The sequence below is a fragment of the Paenibacillus sp. Marseille-Q7038 genome, from assembly GCF_965111595.1.
Map to the genome: position 1 here is coordinate 1,096,741 of NZ_CBCOOM010000002.1, position 18,187 is coordinate 1,114,927.

General features: G+C 42.2%; 18 protein-coding genes. 16 read left to right on the forward strand and 2 right to left on the reverse strand.

Annotated elements, in window-relative coordinates; genetic code table 11:
* Positions 1-35 precede the first annotated feature (35 nt).
* The 4 genes from ACWPWY_RS22295 to ACWPWY_RS22310 all read left to right on the forward strand — a co-directional run bounded on the left by ACWPWY_RS22295 (position 36) and on the right by ACWPWY_RS22310 (position 4,471).
* Positions 36-827 (forward strand): alpha/beta fold hydrolase, encoded by a 792-nt coding sequence (locus ACWPWY_RS22295; protein WP_454193702.1) that lies wholly within the window; start codon positions 36-38, stop codon positions 825-827.
* 134 nt (positions 828-961) lie between these two features.
* Positions 962-1,606, forward strand: a complete 645-nt coding sequence (locus ACWPWY_RS22300; RefSeq protein ID WP_454193703.1) for a DUF6483 family protein — start codon at positions 962-964, stop codon at positions 1,604-1,606.
* A gap of 103 nt (positions 1,607-1,709) precedes the next feature.
* Positions 1,710-2,876, forward strand: a complete 1,167-nt coding sequence (locus ACWPWY_RS22305) for a class I SAM-dependent methyltransferase (RefSeq protein ID WP_454193704.1) — start codon at positions 1,710-1,712, stop codon at positions 2,874-2,876.
* A gap of 122 nt (positions 2,877-2,998) precedes the next feature.
* The gene (locus ACWPWY_RS22310; RefSeq protein WP_454193705.1) at positions 2,999-4,471 is read left to right on the forward strand and encodes an O-antigen ligase family protein; all 1,473 of its coding nucleotides are present in this window, start codon (positions 2,999-3,001) and stop codon (positions 4,469-4,471) included.
* Between the two features lie 11 nt (positions 4,472-4,482).
* Here the strand turns inward: ACWPWY_RS22310 and ACWPWY_RS22315 are convergent, their stop codons facing one another.
* Positions 4,483-4,821 carry a hypothetical protein gene (locus tag ACWPWY_RS22315; protein ID WP_191804047.1) on the reverse strand — a complete coding sequence of 113 codons (339 nt, stop codon included), beginning with the start codon at positions 4,819-4,821 and terminating at the stop codon, positions 4,483-4,485.
* 249 nt (positions 4,822-5,070) lie between these two features.
* On the opposite strand from ACWPWY_RS22315, the gene ACWPWY_RS22320 reads away from it, so the two are divergent.
* The 11 genes from ACWPWY_RS22320 to ACWPWY_RS22370 all read left to right on the forward strand — a co-directional run bounded on the left by ACWPWY_RS22320 (position 5,071) and on the right by ACWPWY_RS22370 (position 16,224).
* On the forward strand, positions 5,071-5,637 hold the full coding sequence (locus ACWPWY_RS22320; RefSeq protein WP_454193706.1) for a thioredoxin family protein: 567 nt from the start codon (positions 5,071-5,073) through the stop codon (positions 5,635-5,637).
* The gene (locus tag ACWPWY_RS22325) at positions 5,638-6,273 is read left to right on the forward strand and encodes an MBL fold metallo-hydrolase (RefSeq protein WP_454193707.1); all 636 of its coding nucleotides are present in this window, start codon (positions 5,638-5,640) and stop codon (positions 6,271-6,273) included.
* Positions 6,274-6,529: 256 nt separating this feature from the next.
* Entirely contained in the window at positions 6,530-6,916 is a 387-nt protein-coding gene (locus ACWPWY_RS22330) for an ATPase (RefSeq protein WP_160035831.1), read from the forward strand.
* A gap of 133 nt (positions 6,917-7,049) precedes the next feature.
* Positions 7,050-7,337: an Asp-tRNA(Asn)/Glu-tRNA(Gln) amidotransferase subunit GatC gene (gene gatC, locus ACWPWY_RS22335; protein ID WP_191804052.1), complete on the forward strand. Its 288-nt coding sequence runs from the start codon at positions 7,050-7,052 to the stop codon at positions 7,335-7,337.
* A gap of 23 nt (positions 7,338-7,360) precedes the next feature.
* Positions 7,361-8,818 (forward strand): Asp-tRNA(Asn)/Glu-tRNA(Gln) amidotransferase subunit GatA, encoded by a 1,458-nt coding sequence (gene gatA, locus ACWPWY_RS22340; RefSeq protein WP_454193708.1) that lies wholly within the window; start codon positions 7,361-7,363, stop codon positions 8,816-8,818.
* 28 nt (positions 8,819-8,846) lie between these two features.
* On the forward strand, positions 8,847-10,286 hold the full coding sequence (gatB, locus tag ACWPWY_RS22345) for an Asp-tRNA(Asn)/Glu-tRNA(Gln) amidotransferase subunit GatB (RefSeq protein ID WP_454193709.1): 1,440 nt from the start codon (positions 8,847-8,849) through the stop codon (positions 10,284-10,286).
* A gap of 75 nt (positions 10,287-10,361) precedes the next feature.
* Positions 10,362-10,844, forward strand: coding sequence for a GNAT family N-acetyltransferase (locus tag ACWPWY_RS22350; RefSeq protein WP_454193710.1), 483 nt, complete (start codon positions 10,362-10,364; stop codon positions 10,842-10,844).
* A gap of 35 nt (positions 10,845-10,879) precedes the next feature.
* The gene (locus ACWPWY_RS22355; protein ID WP_454193711.1) at positions 10,880-11,593 is read left to right on the forward strand and encodes an MgtC/SapB family protein; all 714 of its coding nucleotides are present in this window, start codon (positions 10,880-10,882) and stop codon (positions 11,591-11,593) included.
* A 232-nt stretch (positions 11,594-11,825) separates the two neighbouring features.
* Positions 11,826-13,745 (forward strand): DUF4097 family beta strand repeat-containing protein, encoded by a 1,920-nt coding sequence (locus ACWPWY_RS22360; protein ID WP_454193712.1) that lies wholly within the window; start codon positions 11,826-11,828, stop codon positions 13,743-13,745.
* Positions 13,746-13,959: 214 nt separating this feature from the next.
* A complete protein-coding gene (perR, locus tag ACWPWY_RS22365; protein ID WP_191804064.1) occupies positions 13,960-14,379 on the forward strand; it encodes a peroxide-responsive transcriptional repressor PerR in 420 nt (139 codons plus the stop codon).
* A gap of 114 nt (positions 14,380-14,493) precedes the next feature.
* The gene (locus tag ACWPWY_RS22370) at positions 14,494-16,224 is read left to right on the forward strand and encodes a glycosyl hydrolase family 18 protein (RefSeq protein WP_454193713.1); all 1,731 of its coding nucleotides are present in this window, start codon (positions 14,494-14,496) and stop codon (positions 16,222-16,224) included.
* A 111-nt stretch (positions 16,225-16,335) separates the two neighbouring features.
* On the opposite strand, the gene ACWPWY_RS22375 is transcribed toward ACWPWY_RS22370, so the two are convergent.
* Positions 16,336-16,701, reverse strand: coding sequence for a DUF2614 family zinc ribbon-containing protein (locus tag ACWPWY_RS22375; RefSeq protein WP_454193714.1), 366 nt, complete (start codon positions 16,699-16,701; stop codon positions 16,336-16,338).
* A 133-nt stretch (positions 16,702-16,834) separates the two neighbouring features.
* Here ACWPWY_RS22375 and ACWPWY_RS22380 point away from each other — a divergent pair, with 133 nt between their 5' ends.
* Positions 16,835-17,713 (forward strand): nucleotidyltransferase-like protein, encoded by an 879-nt coding sequence (locus ACWPWY_RS22380; RefSeq protein ID WP_454193715.1) that lies wholly within the window; start codon positions 16,835-16,837, stop codon positions 17,711-17,713.
* Positions 17,714-18,187: the final 474 nt, after the last annotated feature.

Sequence of the window (18,187 nt, forward strand, 5' to 3'; positions counted from 1 at the left end):
GTTATAATACGGCTAACAGAAAGAAGGCGTAACTGATGGAGAGAATTGAACTTGGAAACCAGAACATTGCTTATAAGGATCAAGGAGCAGGAGAAGCCATCTTACTATTGCATGGTTTCTGCGACAGTTCGGCTTATTTTGATGAAATATTGCCTGAATTGACAGCGAATTATCGTTGCATCGTTCCTGATCTGAGAGGACATGGTCGGTCAGATGCTCCAAATAGCAGTTACAGCATAGATCAGATGGCAGACGACATAATGGGCGTATTGAATGTACTTGAAGTAGCTAAAGTAAGTGTATTTGGTCATTCACTTGGCGGATACATCACTCTTTCTATTGCAGAACGTTATCCTGAACGCGTCAAAGCATTTGGACTCGTTCATTCCACTGCCTATCCAGACAGCGAAGAGGCAAGAGAGAAGAGATTAACAGCCGTATCAACCATTCAAACACAAGGAATCCAGAATTTTGTAGACTCTCTCGTACCTGGTTTATTTGCAGAGGAAAATCGTGAACGAATGTCCTCCGCAATCGATAACATCCAGGAGATTGGATACCGCACCTCTCCGCTAGGAGCATCGAGCACAGCAATCGCGATGAGAGAACGGCCTGATCGCCGTCATGTATTAGAGGAGTCGGACGTCCCCATACTGCTTATCGCTGGTGAATCTGATGGAGTCGTACCGCCGGATAGAACCTTTACTGCAGATGGTGAGGGAGTGACGCAGGCTTTAATTCGTGGTGCTGGACATATGAGTATGGTAGAGGCACCGGAAGAACTGGCCCGAATTATCTTAGAGTTTATGAATAAGAATGTAATATAAAAGTATGGATTAGCAAGCGGACAGGTGAATGAAAGAACCTGTCCGCTTTTTTGTGGTTTGGCTTTTTCAAAGGAATGCAGGTAAAATCAATACGATACAGTACGGATACGCTGACTAAGGAGTGGAGGTCCCATATGTTCAGAAGAGATTATCTCCTTCGTATGGTGGAGGAAATGACCAATATGATCGGCAAAGTGTTTGAACTCAAACAGAAGAAAGAACATATAGAAGCGTTATGGGAGCTGGATGAGTGGCTGAAACGTCAATTTCGTTTAAATTCTCAGCTCTTGAACTCGTTACCTACCGAGGATATTATTGATCTTTTCCGCCAAGGTGGCGGGGTAGAAGTAGATCAAGTTCAGCAGGTTGCCCGTATTCTGGATGAAGAAGGCGCGATTTATCAGGATCAAGGACACACGGACGTAAGCTTGATTCGATACATGAAGGCTTTGCATTTATATCTATACTGTATGCTGAATGGAGCTAATCCGGATATTTTGCAAGCACCGGAACGAATTCAGCAACTGTATGTGAAGGTCAAAGGATATGAACTTCCTGACAAAACCGAGAGATTATCGGCACTATACCATGAGGAAATGGGACAATATGCGGAAGCTGAGAATAGTTGGTATCGTTTGGTGGGCCGTGAAGAACAGTACAAAGAAGAAGCTCGCATATTCTATCACCGCCTTTTAAAACTAGAGGATAAGAGGCTCGAACAAGGAGGACTGCCTCTTCAAGAGGTAGAAGAAGGGCTTTACCATTTGCAAAGTAGGTAGTATAACTCAGTCACTCGATGATAAAAATAAACTTACTGAACATAAGTGTCTAATATGTTATCGTTACTAAGATAAAGTTATATAGAAAGTGAGATGTACCATTTTGGATTCTTTACGAAAATTAATTACAGATATATTTGAAGAGCAGGCATTGGTCAATGCTACACTTAGCCAATTACGTAAACGAGAAGGCCAGCTTTATTCTAAAGTACAGATTAAGCCGTTATTGCTAAAGAATAAATTGCACTATCAGTTTGCATATCATCAGAACAATAAGGTGATTCATGAAAACTTAGAACCAGAGCAGGCAGTTAAGGCTGTGACCGCTTTGTTCGAGGAAACATTTAGACAAGGTATGCTGTGTACACCAGAAGCAGACTATCAAGTTTTGATCAGTAAAAAATACAAGGTCTCCATTCTAACACGGTCCCCGTCCAAAAAGGAGATTGACCTTTCACATAACCGTAAAAAAAGATATGTACTTGAAGATGGTAAACCGATTCCTTTTCTCATTGAACTCGGTATCATGAGTGAGGAAGGAAAAGTACATGCTCGTAGATATGATAAATTCAAACAGATCAATCGTTTTTTAGAGATGGTTGAGGATATCCTGCCTAGTCTGCCAGAGGAGAGACCGATCACAATTGTTGATTTTGGATGTGGTAAATCGTATCTAACGTTTGCTCTTTATCATTATTTGGCGGTGAAGCAAAGACGGAAAATTAACGTTGTTGGACTTGATCTAAAAGCAGATGTCATTGAACATTGCAGTCAGATCGCCAAAAATCTGGGATATCAGAATCTGAAGTTTTTAGTAGGAGATATTGCGGAGTATAATGAGCTTGAACAAGTAGATATGGTAGTTACGCTTCATGCTTGTGATACGGCTACCGATGCCGCACTGGATAAAGCAGTTCGCTGGGGGGCTTCGGTTATTTTGTCTGTACCTTGTTGTCAACATGAATTGTTTGCACAGATGGAAGCTTCGGTTATGAATCCATTATTGTCTCATGGCATTCTGAAAGAGCGTTTCGCTGCGCTTGCTACCGATTCCATTCGTGCTAAATTGCTTGATATGATGGGTTATCGAACGCAGCTGTTAGAGTTTATTGATATGGAGCATACACCAAAAAACATCCTAATCCGAGCGGTACGCGGACAAGCAGGCGACCGGGATACTCTGTGGAAAGAATACAAGGCTTACCGGGACTTCTTGCATGTCGATCCTTACCTGGAACGAGCTTGCCGTGATTTGCTTCCTAGCTCGTAAGAAGTATAGAAAAATGGAGCAACAGTGTTAGATAAGAGGCCAATCCTTATATAGGGTTGGCCTCTTTTTTTTAGGGAATAGTAGGTAGGAAGAAAGAAAGGAAAAGAGGAATCGTTCATATCATGATGCATCAAAATATAGGAGAACAATCTGCGCAAAAAGAACGATGGTTATATTCTATATTAGGTGCTCTTACTGGCTTTATGCTCGTGATGGGGCTCTTGGAACGAGGCCTCTTTTATATTCAAGATGTATATAAATTTGGAGGTGCGTTTTTTTGTGCGCTGTGTGCTCTGTATTTATATGTTTGGTTTCACATAAGAGAAAAAAGTAGACTTTGGTATGATCATTTATACGACCAAGGATCATTTTTATATATGATGCCTTTATTTCTATCTGTTATTTATGCACTCCAATTGGTATGGGGGAATCCGATTAGTCTAGAAGGTACTTTTCAAGATACGATTCGGTTTGGATTTATTAGTGTCTTTGCGGCAGTCTGTCTTGTGCTTGGCAGGAAGCCACTCGGAAAAAGGTGGCTTGCCGCAAGTATTCAGGTAGCAGGCTGGCTTCTTGTAATTAGCGGTTTAACTGCTGTATGCGGTTTGTTTGTATTACCTTATACTATCCTGCGCACGGATGATCCACTGATTAGCTTTGCGGGAGCAAGATTATCCGGGGTGCTTGAATACCCAAATGCCTATGCAGCGCTTATTGGGATGTTTTTACTGGAGCGACTCGCAGCAGCAGCATTCGATTTCAGCTGCAGTGAAAAAGGTGCAAGGGAGCGAGTGATTCTTTCGTCTCTTGCTCTATTTCCAGCTGCAACCGCGCTTCTCCTCAGCGAGTCGCGCGGTGCTTGGCTCGCGGCATGCATATGCGCTGCCGCCATGCTCCTATTGCAGCAACGCAGTCAGCGCTTGCTGCTGCTTTGTGCGGGTGCTGCGCCGCTCCTTGCGGCGGCTGTCACGCACCGAGCACTTGCCGGCGCGAGTCTTGCGCCGGCAACCATCCCCGGCCTGCTGTGGCTGGCCGGGGGAGAGACAGCAGCGCTCACAGGTGCGCTGCTGCTCCATGCACTGCTTGCACGCGGCCGGAAGGTGGCCGCTGCCGCAGCAAGCACAGCGAGCATAGCCAGCTGCGCGTGGCTCGTGATCCACACTGCATCCGCAAGAATGACCTCCGGAGAGACTTGGGTCTCCCGGGAGGTCATGTGGCAAGATGCAGCCAGATTTGCTCTGCACTCCCCTTGGCTGGGGCATGGCGGGGAGGCCTGGAAACATGCCGTACATACGGTGCAATCAGCCCCGTATGCGGGAAATGAAATCCATAGTGCCTATCTCGATATGTGGGTCGATACAGGTTTGATAGGGCTGCTGCTTATGATAAGTCTCTTCCTCTATATAGGAAGACTTCTGTGGCGGCACGCGCCGGAACTTTTACCTGCCGGGCTGCTACTTATGCTGCATGGCGGGATTGATTTTGATTTTAGTTATGCGGTGTTCTGGATGATTCTCATTATACTGGGTGCTTTGGCTTTACCTATTCGGATGGGCAATAGTGATGAATTGAGAGACAACCTACCTTTATCATAAAAAAGCAGGAGTTATCCTCCGTAGGAATCTCGAAATGCAGCGGAGAGCTTGGCTTCTGGGATATCCCAAAGTACGGCAAGCTCAGGGAGTACATCTTTATCCCACCAATCACACTGAGCTTTTCGGTTATTATGATTTTCATTCACCCAGATTAGGTTGCCGATTACTTTTCGGTAATATAAATTTTCGCCTTGTGTTACAAGGTCTGGTGCAATATAAACTTTGAGTCGCTTTATAGTCCGGTACAACTCTTTGTTGCAAGCTCTGCGGATTTTTCGAGCTGAAGGCAGTTTTGTCTTGGGTCCTTTAGCGTAGGGAGCGGTCTGTCCGGGACGGGCAGAGTGATTCATGCCATCGACCTCCTTTTGTGTACCATATGCGGACTGAGCTGCAGTGGGTACCTGTCTTGGTGGAAGAAAATAAGAACTTCATGATATGATAGAAAAAGGAGAAGCCTTTGATCTTTACAGGTGTCTTCCGTTCTTTACATAAGTAGGGATGATCATATCTTCCTTTTCTGTTTGTATTTTATCGATTTGGTTTATATGTAATCATCATATCAATTGATCCCATTCTGAAACGGAAAGGAAGTGCTTCTCATGACTCCAAATTTATCGCATAAATTCGGTAAAGGATTACCACCAGAAGAATTTGTTTCGAACATGACTCAGAACCAAGAGGCTTTTCAAGATTGGTATCAACGGTTTGAGTGGACAAATGCCGAAGATCAAGCTTTTTTTGAGAGCTTAACCCATCGTGATGATTTGCGCGTTCTTATTTTGGCGGCAGATTGGTGCGGAGATGTTGTTCGTAATATTCCTGTTGTATTCCAAGCATTGGAGATTACAGGGATTCCGACAGAAGTACTGATTATGGAGAATCACCTTGAAATTATGGATCAATTCTTAACTTTGGGAGGACGTTCGATTCCGGTAGTGATCTTTACAGACTCCGGTGGTCACGTGCTTGGTACTTGGGGACCTCGTCCTGCTCATGTGCAGGAAGCAATGGTTCAATTTAAGGCACAGAATCCAGACCGTGAGGCGGCAGATTATCAGGATAATCTCGCAGAAACACGCAAGGAAATTATACAACGTTACGGGGAGGGTACGGAGTATCAGGCAGCGATTATACGTGAGCTGCGTGAACTGATTTCCGGTTTTTAGATGCTGAATATACGAACTTTTAACCTTGGACCGTTGCAAACAAATGCATATTTGGTACAAGGAGAAGATACCAATAAAGCTTTTATTATTGACCCGGGTATGAACCCGAAGTCGCTTGTCCGGGCGATTGAGAATCTTGAGATTGAAGCCATCGTGCTTACTCATGCTCATTTCGATCATATGGGCGGTGTAGAAGAAATTCGGAAGTGGAAAGGGTGCCCTGTCTATCTGCATGCAGCGGAAGCAGACTGGCTGGAATCTCCCAAATGGAATGGATCGCTTCGCTGGCCTGACGTGACAGAACCGCTGATGACAGGCCCGGCAGAATATGACCTCGCTGCGGGTCAGACTCTGAATTTAGTAGGACATACCTTCAAAGTATTCCACACTCCAGGACATTCACCAGGAAGTGTGAGTCTGCTTAGTGGTAAAGATCTTTTTGCTGGGGATGTATTATTCCGTTCCGGTGTAGGACGTACCGATCTTCCTGGAGGCAGTGAGCGTGAGCTGATTGACTCCATACAGAATACGCTCTATACATTTGATGAGGATGTTGTGGTATATCCCGGTCATGGCCCGAAAACGACCATCGGATTTGAGAAGCAAAATAATCCATACGTTCGTGCTTCTCGCTAAAAATAGTAGAGAATCCGACATTTTTCGTCTAAAGGTATGGACAAATCTCTTGTTAATGAGTAGAATGAACTTTATTAGAAACACCCAACTATGACAAGCACGCAGACTGAGGATTCGTCCCGGTTTGCGTTCTTTTTTTATTCAGCTATCTTTATCCTTATCTATCTTTTTATCTCGCATGGGGCGATTCTTTCCATAGACATCGTTACTTTTTTTTAGTAGACTATACAGACAATAATGAATCAGGAGGTAGACGATGCTGAATTTAGGGGAAAAGATTATCATCGTCGCGGACGCCTTTGAGCAGAATCTTCCTGTAGGAGATTACGGTTATATTATTGCGTATGATCGGAATCCAGATAATGCTTTTGACTATGTGATTCGTGTTCCTCAGGTTAATCGCAACTTTTTTGTTCCATCAGGTGATATAGAACCCGAAGAACAAATCTTGAGACAGGAAGCAGAGCGTATAGAGAGGGATGCCCTTATTGATTACGCACTGGCTACACATAATGAGAAGTTGTTTCGTCAGTTATTGAATGGCGATGAACTGGAATTAGTGGAAGAGGAAGAAGAGGCCGCGAACGAACCAATGTCACAAGCGGATTTTATAAAGCAAGTTAATCTACGTGCATGGATTTAATTGTAAGGAGCCGGATATCTTTCCGGCTCCTTTTGTTTCTTTACAACGATTTCATTTGATTCACTGCATGGACGTGTTAAAATGGACACAATATGACTAGATAGGGTTAATTTGAAGGAGGAACGAACCTAGTATGAGTATTACTAATCAGGATGTACAGCATGTGGCAAAGCTGGCACGTCTTAACCTAAGCGAAGAGGAAGAAACGCAGCTAACGGAACAGCTTAACGCGATCTTGCAGTATGCTGAGAAGCTGAACGAGTTAGATACCGATGGGATTGAGCCGACTACACATGTACTGCATGTATCAAATGTAATGCGTGAAGATGAAGTGCGTGAAAGTCTGCCAATAGAGAAAGTGATGCTGAATGCGCCGGATGAAGAAGATGGCCAGATTAAAGTTCCGGCAATACTTGAATAGATACAATAGGGAGGTAAATACCGTTGAGTTTGCTTAATCTTACATTACCTGAAATACATAATAAGCTGCATGCCAAGGAGTTTTCTGTTTCCGAATTAGTGGCTGCATCTTATGCAAGAATCGGCAAAGTAGAAGAACAGGTTCGTGCTTATCTAACTTTAGATGAAGAAGGAGCACAAGCAACTGCAAGACGTCTTGATGACAAGCTTGCGGCTGGCGAAGAGCGTGGCTTGCTGTTTGGACTACCTGCAGGAATCAAAGATAATATCGTTACTGAAGGACTTCGCACTACGTGTGCCAGTCAGTTTTTGAAAAATTTTGATCCTGTCTATGATGCAACAGTTGTTAAAAAGCTGAAAGCAGCCGATACGATTACACTCGGTAAATTAAATATGGATGAGTTTGCAATGGGGGGTTCCAACGAGAATTCCAGCTTCTATCCAGCACGTAACCCTTGGAATCTGGATCATGTACCTGGCGGCTCTAGTGGTGGATCAGCTGCAGCTGTAGCAGCGGGTGAAGCTTATTTCACACTTGGTTCCGATACAGGAGGATCGATCCGTCAGCCTGCATCTTACTGCGGTGTGGTTGGACTCAAACCTACCTATGGGCGTGTTTCTCGTTTTGGTCTCGTTGCTTTTGCATCCTCTCTTGATCAGATTGGACCGCTTACTAAAAACGTGGAAGATTCAGCTTATGTACTTCAAGCCATTTCCGGTTACGATGCAATGGACTCTACTTCCGCTAATGTAGAAGTACCTGATTTCCTTAGTGCTTTGACCGGTGATGTGAAAGGTCTGCGAATTGCGGTACCAAAGGAATATATAGGAGAAGGTGTCGATGCATCGGTTAAAGAAACGGTCATGGCAGGACTTAAAGTGCTTGAAAGCCTGGGCGCTACATGGGAAGAAGTTTCTCTTCCGCATACCGAATATGCAGTAGCAAGTTACTACTTGCTTGCTTCTTCCGAAGCTTCCTCTAACCTGGCAAGGTTTGATGGAGTACGTTATGGCGTTCGTGCTGAGAATCCGGACAATCTGCTGGATATGTATCACCGTTCCCGCAGTGAAGGTTTCGGGTCCGAGGTGAAGCGCCGTATTATGCTGGGAACCTATGCACTTAGCTCGGGTTACTATGATGCCTATTATTTGAAAGCTCAAAAAGTACGTACTTTGATCAAAAATGATTTTGATGAAGTCTTTAAAAACTATGATGTAATTATTGGGCCTACTGCTCCGACAACCGCATTTAAACTTGGATCTCAAGTAGACAACCCGCTAACGATGTATCTGAATGATATTCTTACCATTCCTGTAAGTCTTGCCGGTGTTCCAGCGATCAGCGTCCCTTGTGGTTTTGCAGATGGATTGCCTGTTGGTATGCAGATTATCGGAAAGGCTTTTGATGAGTCGACCGTTCTGCGTGTTGCCCATGCTTTTGAGCAGCACACCGAGTACCATAAACAGCGTCCACAGCTGTAATTCACAAAGGAAAGAGAGGAAATAGAATATGTCATCTAAGAAATATGAGACTGTTATCGGGCTGGAAGTTCACGTTGAACTCCATACGAAATCGAAAATTTTCTGCGGCTGCTCTACGGAATTCGGAGCACCGCCTAATACACATACATGTCCGATTTGTTTAGGACACCCCGGAGTACTACCGGTACTTAACCGTCAAGCAGTAGAATATGCCATGAAAGCAGCGATGGCTCTTAACTGTACCATTGCGGATGTAAGTAAATTTGACCGCAAAAACTATTTCTATCCTGATTCGCCAAAAGCATATCAGATTTCACAGTATGATCAGCCAATCGGAGAAAATGGTTGGATTGACATTGAAGTAGGCGGAAAAACGAAACGTATTGGTATCACTCGTTTGCATTTGGAAGAAGATGCAGGTAAGCTGACGCACGTTGACGGCGGATATGCATCGCTTGCTGACTTCAACCGTGTTGGAACACCGCTTGTTGAGATTGTATCTGAACCTGAAATTTCGTCCCCTGAAGAAGCGCGAGCCTATCTTGAAAAGATTCGTGCAGTTATGCAGTACTGCGATGTATCTGATGTGAAGATGGAAGAAGGATCTCTACGTTGTGACGCTAACATCAGTCTTCGTCCTTTTGGCGAGACCAAACTCGGAACGAAAGCAGAATTGAAAAACATGAACTCTTTCCGCGGAGTACAGCGTGGTTTAGAATATGAAGAGATTCGTCAAGCCGAGCTGCTTGATGATGGAGAAGAGATTGTTCAAGAAACACGCCGCTGGGATGAAGCTGCTGGCAAAACGTTATCCATGCGGAGTAAAGAACAAGCTCATGATTATCGTTATTTCCCAGATCCGGATCTAGTTACCCTTCATATCAGTCAGGATTGGAAAGACCGCGTTCGCGCTTCGATTCCAGAACTTCCAGATGAACGGAAAGCGAGATATACTTCGGAATATGGCCTTCCAACCTATGATGCGGAAGTAATTACTTCATCTATTCATATAGCTAATCTTTTTGAAGACAGTATGAAATACACTTCAGATGCAAAAGCCGTATCCAACTGGATTATGGGGGACTTGCTTGGCTACCTTAACAGTGAAGGGGTAGAGATCACTGCACTCCCACTGACGGGACAAGGACTCGGAGAAATGATCGGTCTCATTGAGAAAGGAACGATCAGCAATAAGATCGCGAAGACGGTATTTAAGGAAATGCTGGAAAGTGGCAAACTTCCTGAGCAGATTGTAGAAGAGAAAGGGCTCGTACAGATCAGTGATGAAGGAGCCATTTTGACAATTGTTGAACAGGTTGTTGCAGCGAATCCGCAATCTGTAGAGGATTACAAAGCAGGGAAGCAGAAAGCTATTGGTTTCTTGGTTGGACAAGTAATGAAGGAAAGTAAAGGGAAAGCAAACCCTGGACTTGCCAATAAACTGCTTGTTGAAGTCTTAAGCCGCTAGAATTGTGCTTAAATATAATGGGGGAAGCTCGTCTTTAGTGACGGGCTTCTTTTATGGTAGGAGGAACTTGCCTAGATGGAAGGAAAAATCATGCCAATCTCTTTACAGGACACAGATTTGGTCCTTGAGATTTGGAGACTTCAGCACATGGCATATCGCCTGGAAGCGGAGTGGATTGGTTTTAATGAAATTCCGCCGCTTTTAGATACCGTTGAGACAATTCAGGGATGTGGTGAATCGTTTTACGGGTATATAACGGATGATATGGAACTACTCGGGGCTGTAGCTGTAGAGACAGAAGAGGAAGGGACCAGGACTATTTCTCGGATGATGGTTCATCCGCTTCATTTTCGCAAAGGAATAGCAGGACAGCTCATTGAATATGTGCTGGATCTAAACCGGGATGTACCCAGAATCATCGTTTCAACGGGACTTAAAAATATACCCGCTTCGAACTTGTATCAAAAATACGGGTTTAAGCCGGTAGAAACGCAGGAGGTTGCACCTGGAGTGGAATTAACGACTTTTCATTTGAATAGGATAAACGATCGTTCCTAATACGGGAGTATTTTAACAGGAAGGGGTAAGATAACATGGGCGATCCGTGGTACATTGGACATTGGGATATCCTTTTAAGATTATTGACTGCAATGACACTTGGTGGATTAATTGGAATTGAGAGAGAGCGGTCCAACCATGCAGCTGGCTTTCGAACACATATTTTAGTTTGCTTAGGTTCTGCACTTATTATGTTATTGTCCGCATATGGTTTTGCTGATTTCGTGAATGAAGCGAATGTTCGGATGGACCCTGCTCGTTTAGCCGCCGCTGTAATTACAGGGGTTGGTTTTTTGGGTGCGGGGACCATTTTATTTACAGGAAAGTCCATTACAGGACTTACAACGGCAGCTTCGATCTGGGTAGTTGCGGGGATTGGACTTGCAGTAGGTGCTGGATTTTATTTCGCTGCCATTGTATCTACCGTATTGGTTCTTCTTAACCTATGGGTGTTTAATAAAGTGGAAAGGCGTTATCTGAAAGCGAATAAACCCCATATTATTACACTAAGTGCGGTGTCTACACCTGTATTGATAGAGAAGATCTCTCATTTTATGGAAGAAGAGAAGATTGCCGTTCGTAAAATGACCGTAAGTGATCTAGATATTAGTTCATCGAACTATCGATCAGAGTTAGAAAGGCATGTCGAGGTTACTCTGCATGTACTCGTTCCAACCAGTTTCAATACGGTTTCCCTTGTTACTAAGTTGCAAGATTGGCATCAATTTCGTTCCATTTCAGTGGAATAGAAGACTTGCTTGCATAAGAAGGGTATTCTTTTGTATCTTATATAGATCATACAGAACTGTTCAAACCTACTGAACAGTTCTTTTTATATTTCTATTACTATGTTTCTGTTTACGAAGGTCAGACTGATAAATCCCATTTGATTTCCAGTTACACACAAAAGAGAATAGGGTAGTATCAAAAAGAAAATGGACTAACTGTTCATAGTCTGTTATTCAGGAGGTGGATAATCACATGCAGCCTTCCATGCAATCTGGCTCATCAAAACGTTTTACACGAAAAAAACATAAATTCGTTGCAGGTCTATTATCTGCTTTATTCCCGGGTCTGGGTCATTTATATCTTGGTGTATACCTTAAAGGTCTGACCTTTATTTTTCTCTTATTACTTGATTTATCAGCTCTTCTCTATTTCTCTACGATCGGTATACAAATTAACGTCCCACTGTTGATATTGCTGGGTCTTCTTATACCTGTTCTCTATTTCATCAATATTTATGAAGTTCTCCAACTTGCAGATCAAATTGTAATGCGCAAGCGCAGGCCTCAGGAGCAGAGCGACGAAGATGACAAGACTTTAGCTACAACTCGTCCTAATATTAGATTTTTAGCGTGGGAACGAGGAATATCCTTTGGGTTACTCCTTATTATTGGCGGTACCTTAATGGTATTGTTCATACAGAGACCGAGGTGGTTGCAGCAATACATCGCACTATATGGAACCACGGGCACAGCAGTTGTCTTGATTTTGATTGGCAGCATTTTTCTCGTTAGAGAAATTTTACTTTCGCTAAGCTTCTGGAAGAAACAAAAAAATAAAAGAATGGCTTTACCTTATAAAATTCGAATTGGACGGTATACAGCTACTTTATTTATTATGGTAACGGGTATTCTGCTTCTGCTTGATCAGGTATATCAGGCCGAGTATATGTTTGAGCTTCTAAGATACTGGCCGTTTATTCTAGTAATATGGGGAATCGAATTTATTATTTCGTTTATCCTGCATCAACAACTTCGGCCTTCCAGTAAAAGAAAATATAAATGGCGATTTAAGCCGGATTTCAAAGGTATCATCTTCTCCGTTACGCTTATCGCTTGTGTTTTTGTCGTAACCGAGCAGGATCATTACACTCATCTCTGGAACAGAGTAAGTTTGAATCTTTCCTCTGCTTCGATGGACTATAGTGAAGCTAAAGATAATCGGATTGTTAAAGACACCATTGCTGTTCCAGTAGAGATGAGTACGGCATCTGTTCTTATCGAGAATGTGAATGGAGATATTAGAGTAAATCGTGACGATGTGGATGAAATTCAGATTAACACGATTGTATGGGTAGATCAGGTAGAAGAAATTGAAGCAGAGGCAGTAGCAGAAGCTTCAGAGGTGAAGGTAAACGAAGGTAAGACCATTCATATTTCTACCTCGCCCCAAGGTTATGGGAGTGAATCGAAACGCCAGCCAAGACTCGATATGACGATTACGATCCCAGACGACCGTAGATTTGATCTGGAGGTTAGAACATCGAATGGTGCTATATATATGGATCGACCGCAAGCGATTAACAACATTAATGTCGAGAGCGGTAACGGTAAAATTTATATTCATAGTGCAATCGGTGATATACGAGCTAAAACGTTGAATGGGAACATATCGGTTGCCAATGTGACGGGAAGCGCTTCGTTAGATACGAATCGAGGAGATCTCAGAGCGGAAGATGTATCAAAAGAGATCCGTTTATCAACACAAGTGGGTCATATCCAAGCTTCCGGGGTTGTAGGAGATATTGAAGCAAAAACACGCAATGGGAATATTAATGTAATTGATCCTTTAAATAACCTCAATCTTGAAACATTGAATGGAGCAGTTAAGGTAACATCGAGTATGGTGGGTGGCAATTGGAATATATATAGTGCGGTGGGGGATATTAATCTATCATTACCTGAAGACGGCGACTATACCCTTGAGGGTTCCAGCACCTATGGTAACTTAAATAGTGAATTGCCATTTACCGTTAAGAACAGAGAAATTCAAGGAACGATTGGTGAAGGCGAGTATAAAATTACAATCGAGGGAAATAGTGATCTGGTAATCAATCAGATCCAAATGACGGAGGATATTTCAGAGCAACAGACAACTCCGCAGGATGAACTTTAGTACCTAAAGTATTTAACAGTGAACTTATACTTAGGATAATCATTCTTTTTTGTCTAATATACCTCTCCTTTGCCTATATGCGTTGACAACTGTAAGAATAACAATTTACAATAAATATGAAGTCTGTCACTTAACTTGGAAAAATTTTGTCTAATAATTTAAATATTTAATCCCTAGTAAGGGTGCGATGTAAGAAAGGTAAGGCGGTGGGCTTATGGCAACACGTGTCCAACATGCGTTAGAACAACTTAAAACGACTGGTGTCCGCATTACGCCTCAACGCCATGCGATTCTTAATTATTTAATGGAATCAATGGGACATCCAACTGCAGATGAAATTTATCGTGCGCTGGAGCCGCAATTTCCTAGTATGAGCGTGGCCACTGTATATAATAACTTAAAGATGTTTACACAAGCAGGTATGGTGAGAGAGCTGACTTATGGTGATAACTCCAGCCGATTTGATGCAAATATATCGGAACACTATCATATTATTTGCGAAAAGTGCGGAACAATTAAAGATTTCAGTTATCCTTCACTGCATGACGTAGAAGAGAAAGCCGCAGCCTGTACAGATTTTGAAGTGCATGGTCATCGTCTCGAACTATACGGTGTATGTAAAAGTTGTAGGTAGATAGAAAACTGTTACAATTACGTGAGAATTCCTTTTTGGAATTTCTCGCGTTTTTTTTATTTCTTTTCAAACTTTAGTACTTTACTTTTGTTATATCAAATGGAGGATACTTACATGGTGAGAAGAAAAACACGAAAAGCATGGACTAGAGTTCCCTTTTGGAAAAAGGTGTTGGGTTTAGGTTGTATTATCGCACTTGCTTACATATTGATTACGACCTTTGTGATTCGTAGCGTGGATGAAATTACGGATTGGAGAGAATTTGAAAAACCGATCTTCGTTGAAGGAGAACTTATGGATTATGAAGCGAAAGGCTCTAATGAGAGTTTGAAGCTGCCACTTTCCGTACTTCGAGAGAAAGTAGATCCTTCGATTCGTTATGAGGAGTCAGAGGGTGTAGTTATTTTAACTTCCCCTGATAAGGTGCTTCAGCTAACAAAAGATGAAGAACAGGGAAAACTAAATGGAAAACCTTATGTTTTACAAACCGTACCTAAAGAAACGAGTGGTGAACTTTACATTCCTGTACAAGCATTGAAGGAGGTATATGGAATCAGCGTTCATGAGAGCGCAGACACAGGAGCTGTTTTACTCATGAATCAAGGTGAAACCATAGAATATGCAGTAGCAACAGGCAATGGTAAACAAAAAGAAACGGAAGAAAGCATTTCTCTTTATCAAAAACCTAATAATCAAGCTGTTATTGTGAAAAGGATGAAACTTGGTGACCGGGTTAGGATATGGTCTTCTGATGGAGAATGGTTATTTGTGCAATTGGATAGTGGTTATACGGGGTATGTTTTAGCTAGGGAAGTAAAGCAGACAGAGACGGTAACTGTTCCTAAACTGGAAGTAGCACCAACAGCGGCAGATCAAAGATGGAAAGATAAAGCGATTAATCTTACATGGGAGGCGGTTTATAATCGTGCAGCTGACCCAGATAACCTTTCTGTTCTTAAAGGCGTGAATGTAGTTAGTCCTACGTGGTTCGAGATTTCAGATGATAAAGGGAATGTAGCAAGTAAGGCCGATCCTGTTTATGTGAAGAAAGCAAAATCATTAGGTATAGAAGTTTGGGGTCTGATAAGTAATGCATTTGATGCCGACCTTACGGCAGCAGCGTTGTCCACTTACGAAAAACGAAATAATATCATCACACAAATGATTGAATATGCGAAAACTTATCAGCTGAGTGGCATTAATGTTGATTTCGAGAGTGTATATACAGAAGATGGTGCGAAAGTTACTCAATTTATGAGAGAGCTTCGTCCTTATGCGAAGGAGAATGGGTTAGTGCTCTCGATTGCAGTAACACCGAAATCAAATAGTGAACTATGGAGTAAATTTCTTGACCGGAGATCACTTGGACAGATTGTTGATTACATGATGGTAATGACTTACGATGAGCATTGGGCTACAAGTCCAATAGCCGGATCTGTATCATCTATACCGTGGGCTGCAGCTGCGATGACTAAAATTATGGATGAGGATGAAGTACCAGCCGGCAAACTCCTACTCGGAGTGCCAACCTATACAAGAGTATGGACTGAGGAAACGACCGAGGGGGAGATCAAAGTGAGCTCCAAAGCAATTGGAATGGATACTGCCCAGGAAATTATCTCGACTCAGAAATTGACCCCTCAGTATGTAGAAGATACAGGTCAGCATTATGTAGAGTATGAGGACAAAGGAGTCCTAAAGAAGATTTGGCTTGAGGATAAGACATCGCTTAGAGCAAGAGTTGAACTAGCTGAGAGACTGGAATTAGCAGGAGTTGCTTCCTGGAGCAGAAGTTTTGCGAATGAAGGCGCTTGGGCTGTGCTAAACCGAATTCATTTGAACTAATATGATCTTATAATATAGTAAAGCCGTGCTAAGACTCCTTCCTTGGAGAGTTAGCACGGCTTTTTTTGTGTGTAAAGAGTGTAGATATTATTTTCTATAAGAATATGATGGCTAGGATTTTGATTTTTGGACATCTAGCTGATCGGCTGTTATGTTTGCTTTAGCGGGGTCAAACGTCATGATTGTTTTGCAAAACATACAGCGGTCCGTCTTACCCAGCATTTTAGTGAGTTTATGACATTCGGGGCATTCGATCTGAACCGCACTGACAGACATCATACCGGCCCAAAAGTAGATCCCTAGACTTCCCATCATTGCAATCAGACCAATAACAAGTCCAATACCTGCAGCGATCTTACCAGCAGAACCAAAAAAGACAATACCTGCTGTACCAAGCACCATAAGTCCCATACCCATCATGGTCAGCAGCAATCCCCAAGTTCGAAAGGCTTCAATTTTAGCTGATTTAAAAATCATTATAAATGCTCCTAACGTAAGAGTAGTTGTCTTCACTGTATAGCAGGAAACCTATGTTCTTATGTAGAAATATGTAGAACTATATTATAACTTAATTGGTAAAAAATCGCCATTTATTGTATGGAGGGAAAGCGTGGAATTAACTAATTTGTCTTTTCTGTCCGAAGAATCGGATAATCAGGGCGTCGTTGGAGCTATTGCATACCCTCATTCGGGAGAGCATTTTCATGGATCTCTTATGCAGGATTTTGAAGTGTATGTGTTAATTCTACACGAAGATAGCTCTTTGCATAATAAAATAAGACATTCCATTATAGGAGAACTCCGCTATCAGATTGTTTACATGGATTGGGTGAAGCTTAATCGGTACTTGATAACAGGAGAAGATCGAAATGTAACGGAGGCCTTTATGGATGGAGACATCTTGTGGGATCGAGACGAGAAACTCCATTTACTAAGAGAATACGTGCTAGCCTTTGGGAGTAAAATGCGTAAGCAAAAAATGTTTTATGAGTTCTCTTGTTTTTTAAATACCTGTATTGAGGCAAAGCGCTGGTTGAAAGATGGTCAGGTAATCGATGCGTATCAATGCATATTGAAATCACTCAAACACTGGGCAAGAATTGTGGTAATTGAGAGAGGCATTCCTCCAGAGCAAGCTGTATGGGCACAAATCAGAGATATGGACAGAGCTGTATATAAATTATATGACGAGCTTATAGCGAGTGAAGAGACCTTGGAACAGCGAGTGGAATTAACTTTACTAGCCTGTGAGTTTTCGGTTATGTCCAAAATGGAAAGCTGCTCTGAATTATTAATAGAAGTACTTCGCGAAAATAATCACCCTGCGAGTTTAGCTGAGTTAATGATACATCCTGATCTTTTGTACATTCATGAGGAGCTCCCACTCATGCTGCGTAAGTTAGTGCATCGTTCAATTATCAAGGAAACGGGCAGTTGGATTCCTTCATTAACGGAAAGCGGGAGAGAGATTCGATACTTTGTGAATTGATTCGAGTTCGTATGTTAAAGATAGAGGAGATGAGGAATATGATCTTCTCCTCTCTTTTCGACGAATATAATTGTTAAGCAAAAGAATATCAACAGCTATCAAGCTCTATTTACTAACAAATCTCGAAGTTAACTGAATAATACGGCTATTGAAGAAGGTGAGATGAAAAATCTTAAAAAAAGTTAGTTATATAGCTTGACTCATACCGTCTTAATATGATAAATTATAAATCGCCCGTTAAAAAGGCGACAAACTTTCAGGTTGAGTCATTACTAAATGATCTTTATCGACAAGAAAGTTTGAAAGAAAGTTTCAAAAAAAGTGCTTGACGAAATAAACGGCAATGTGTTATATTATAAAAGTCGCCGCTTGAAACAAGCGAGTGATGAAAAACGAAGTTTCACATAGAAGATTGATCTTTGAAAACTGAACAACGAGGAGTTTTACGCAAGTAAAACTCATGAGTGAATGAAA

Bases quoted from the DNA above. Each gene is read 5' to 3' on its own strand.
- ACWPWY_RS22295 (WP_454193702.1), top strand. From the start codon at position 36: ATGGAGAGAATTGAACTTGGAAACCAGAACATTGCTTATAAGGATCAA.
- ACWPWY_RS22300 (WP_454193703.1), top strand. From the start codon at position 962: ATGTTCAGAAGAGATTATCTCCTTCGTATGGTGGAGGAAATGACCAAT.
- ACWPWY_RS22310 (WP_454193705.1), top strand. From the start codon at position 2,999: ATGATGCATCAAAATATAGGAGAACAATCTGCGCAAAAAGAACGATGG.
- ACWPWY_RS22315 (WP_191804047.1), bottom strand. From the start codon at position 4,821: ATGAATCACTCTGCCCGTCCCGGACAGACCGCTCCCTACGCTAAAGGA.
- ACWPWY_RS22320 (WP_454193706.1), top strand. From the start codon at position 5,071: ATGACTCCAAATTTATCGCATAAATTCGGTAAAGGATTACCACCAGAA.
- ACWPWY_RS22325 (WP_454193707.1), top strand. From the start codon at position 5,638: ATGCTGAATATACGAACTTTTAACCTTGGACCGTTGCAAACAAATGCA.
- ACWPWY_RS22330 (WP_160035831.1), top strand. From the start codon at position 6,530: ATGCTGAATTTAGGGGAAAAGATTATCATCGTCGCGGACGCCTTTGAG.
- gatC (WP_191804052.1), top strand. From the start codon at position 7,050: ATGAGTATTACTAATCAGGATGTACAGCATGTGGCAAAGCTGGCACGT.
- gatB (WP_454193709.1), top strand. From the start codon at position 8,847: ATGTCATCTAAGAAATATGAGACTGTTATCGGGCTGGAAGTTCACGTT.
- ACWPWY_RS22350 (WP_454193710.1), top strand. From the start codon at position 10,362: ATGGAAGGAAAAATCATGCCAATCTCTTTACAGGACACAGATTTGGTC.
- ACWPWY_RS22355 (WP_454193711.1), top strand. From the start codon at position 10,880: ATGGGCGATCCGTGGTACATTGGACATTGGGATATCCTTTTAAGATTA.
- ACWPWY_RS22360 (WP_454193712.1), top strand. From the start codon at position 11,826: ATGCAGCCTTCCATGCAATCTGGCTCATCAAAACGTTTTACACGAAAA.
- perR (WP_191804064.1), top strand. From the start codon at position 13,960: ATGGCAACACGTGTCCAACATGCGTTAGAACAACTTAAAACGACTGGT.
- ACWPWY_RS22370 (WP_454193713.1), top strand. From the start codon at position 14,494: ATGGTGAGAAGAAAAACACGAAAAGCATGGACTAGAGTTCCCTTTTGG.
- ACWPWY_RS22375 (WP_454193714.1), bottom strand. From the start codon at position 16,701: ATGATTTTTAAATCAGCTAAAATTGAAGCCTTTCGAACTTGGGGATTG.